Below are 2771 nucleotides of genomic sequence, written 5' to 3'. Positions count from 1 at the left end.
GGACGAAGAGCTGGAACTGACCTCCCCCTTAGTCCCCCTCTTCGTGATCACGAACGGACGGGCGCTGCCCCCGGACCACGAGTACGAGCGAGGCTGGATATTGCTGCCGGCGCTGGCAGAAATCCAGCGGACGCCGGCCAAAATCCAGCCCCTCCGGCGTTTGAGGAGCGGGGGTCCGGGGCTGGCCCCCGGGAACGGCGCCGCACTCGGCAGGGGTCCGGGCAGAGCCCGGGGAACGGTGGAAGGGCGGGTAGGGGACAGCCCCCGCAGGGCCCGCCTGTCCAGGCCGGGCGAGCCGGGCCGGACGGGCCGGGCGAGCCGGGCGAGCCAGGCCGGGCGGGCGGGCGGGCCAGGCCGGGCGGGCGGGCCAGGTCCGCCCCGCCGGGCCTAGCCGATGTCCAGCGGATCGATCCGGATCCGGACCGCCTCCGACGCCGGGACGCCCCGGGCCATACGGGCCGCCTGCGCGGACTTCAGCGCAGCCGCCAGCGCGGCCCCGCTCCCCGGCGGCACCCGCACCAGCGCCCGCTCCCCCGCAGACGGCTCCCCCCGCCGCCCGGGCACCGGCACGGGCCCCAGCACCTCCGCGTCGGCCGGCAGCCCGGCCCCCGCCAGGAAGGCCGAGACGGCCTCCGCGCTGCCCGCGGCCACCGCCGCCATCCGGGAGACCGGCGGAAAGCCGAGCTGCGCCCGCTCCGCCAGCTCCCGTACCGCGTGCCCGACGGGATCCCACCGCACCAGCGCCTGGACCGGCCGCAGCGTCGGCTCGGCGACGACCACCACCTGCCCGTCGCCCCGGACCAGCGAGGCCGCGGCGATCCACCGCCGCAGCGCGTCCTCGCCCGCCCGCAGGTCGGGCCGGCTCAGCATGGCCCAGCCGTCCAGCAGCAGCGCAGCCGCGTACCCGGCTCCCGCCGCGACCGGCTCGGCACCGGGGGTGGACACCACCAGCGCCGGCCGGTCCGGGACCTCGTCCAGGATGTGGTCGCGCCCGGAGGTCCGTACGGGCACGGCCGGGAAGGCCCGCCCCAGCTCCTCAGCGGTCCGCCGCGCGCCCACCACCTGGGCCCGCAGCCGGAACGATCCGCATTCCTCGCAGTGCCAGGCGGGCTCGGCCCGTCCGCACCATCCGCACTGCAGGTCCCGCTGGTCGGGCGCCTCCAGCGGCCCCGCGCAGACCGTGCACCGCGCGGGCGTCCGGCACCGCTCGCACGCCAGCCGGGGCACGTAGCCGCGCCGGGGCACCTGGACGAGTACGGGCCCGGTCTTCAGGCCCTCCCGTACGGTCTCCCACGCGAGGCTCGGCAGCCGGGCGGCCCGCGCGGCCCCGTCGCGGGCCAGCAGCTCGTCGCCGACGGTGCGGATCCGGGGCGCGTACGTACGGACCGTCTCCCGGTCGGCGACCAGCGGCCGGGCCCAGCCGGACTCGACGAGCTGCGCGGCCTCCACCGTGCAGCTGGTGCTGCCGACGAGGAAGCCGCAGCCGTCGGTGACCGCCCGCAGTTCCAGGACCTCCCGCACGTGCGGGAAGGGGGCGTGGACGTCGCTGTGGCTGGAGTCGCCGTCGTCCCAGACGGCGACGAGCCCGAGGTCCCGTACGGGGGCGAACATCGCGGCCCGGGTGCCGACCACGGCCCGCACCGAGCCGCGGCTGACGGCCAGCCACTCGCGGTAGCGCTTCTCCGGCCCGGACTCGGCGGTGAGCAGCGCGTGCCGCCCCTCGCCGAGGAGGGCGGTGAGCGCCGCGTCGACGCGGGCGGCGGTGCGTCCGTCGGGGACCACGGCGAGGGCGCCGCGTCCGGAGGCGAGGGTGGCGGCCATGGCGCGGGCCAGCTCGTCGGCCCAGCCGGGGCCGGGCAGGGCGGTCCACACGGCGCGCGGGGTGCCGCCGCCCGCCAGGGCCCGCAGGAAGCCGGGGCCTGCTCCGTACCGCTCCCAGCCGGCGGGCTCGGGCGCGGTGGGCGGGGGCAGCGGTTCGGGCGAGGGCTTGGCCTCGGCGCGGGCGCTGCGCGCGGGCAGCGCGAGCTGGAGCACGTCGGCGAGGCTGCCGGCGTACCGGTCGGCGACGGCGCGGGCGAGGGCAAGCATGCGGGGGCCGAGGACGACCTCGGGCGAGACGACCTGGGCGAGGGCGGCGAGGGCTCCCTCGTAGTCGGACTCGGCGCGGCGCTCGATGACGAAGCCGTCGATGAGCCCGCCGCCCTCGCGGCGGCCGCCGTGGACCCGGTGGGAGCCGGCGCCGAAGCGGACCCGCACCCGGACGCCGGGCTGGGCCGACTCGGAGAGCTCGGCGGGCACGGCGTAGTCGAAGAGCCGGTCGAGGTGGAGCACGCCCTTGTTGACCAGGACCCGGGCCACGGGCAGTTCCTCGGCGACGGAGGCCCCGCGCCAGGTCCGCGGCTTGGCCTTGGGCGCCTTGGCCTTCGCCTCGGCGACCATCTCCCGCATCAGCGCGAGCTGCTCCGGCGGACCGCCCGGTCCGCTCCGCTCCCCCGCGTCATTGGTGCTGCTCACACCCGCATTCTTACCAAACCCCGCCGACAACGGCGGACGGGGCCGCACACGCGGACGGCCCCGGACCACGAGGGTCCGGGGCCGTCCGTCGAACGGTTGCTCCTGGCGGGTCCTGAGGACCGGCGGTCCTACAGACCGGCAGCGGTGCGCAGGGCGTCCACGCGGTCGGTGCGCTCCCAGGTGAAGTCCGGCAGCTCGCGGCCGAAGTGGCCGTAGGCGGCGGTCTGGGCGTAGATCGGGCGCAGCAGGTCGAGGTC

General features: G+C 77.9%; 2 protein-coding genes and 1 pseudogene. 1 reads left to right on the top strand and 2 read right to left on the bottom strand.

What is annotated here, in order from left to right; translation table 11 throughout:
* Positions 1-91: pseudogene (locus tag ACWCP2_RS38130) on the top strand (DUF742 domain-containing protein); the annotation flags it as partial.
* Positions 92-387: 296 nt separating this feature from the next.
* Here ACWCP2_RS38130 and ACWCP2_RS38125 read toward each other — a convergent pair.
* Both ACWCP2_RS38125 and ACWCP2_RS38120 read right to left on the bottom strand, forming a co-directional pair.
* Positions 388-2514, bottom strand: coding sequence for a primosomal protein N' (locus ACWCP2_RS38125; RefSeq protein WP_450913122.1), 2127 nt, complete (start codon positions 2512-2514; stop codon positions 388-390).
* A 128-nt stretch (positions 2515-2642) separates the two neighbouring features.
* Positions 2643-2771 (bottom strand): methionine adenosyltransferase domain-containing protein (locus tag ACWCP2_RS38120; RefSeq protein ID WP_450913123.1); only part of this gene is annotated, 129 nt, incomplete at its 5' end.

This window comes from Streptomyces sp. NPDC002104, from assembly GCF_053593795.1.
The sequence above is the reverse complement of the archived record's forward strand: the minus strand, read 5'-3'. Positions and strand labels throughout refer to the sequence as shown.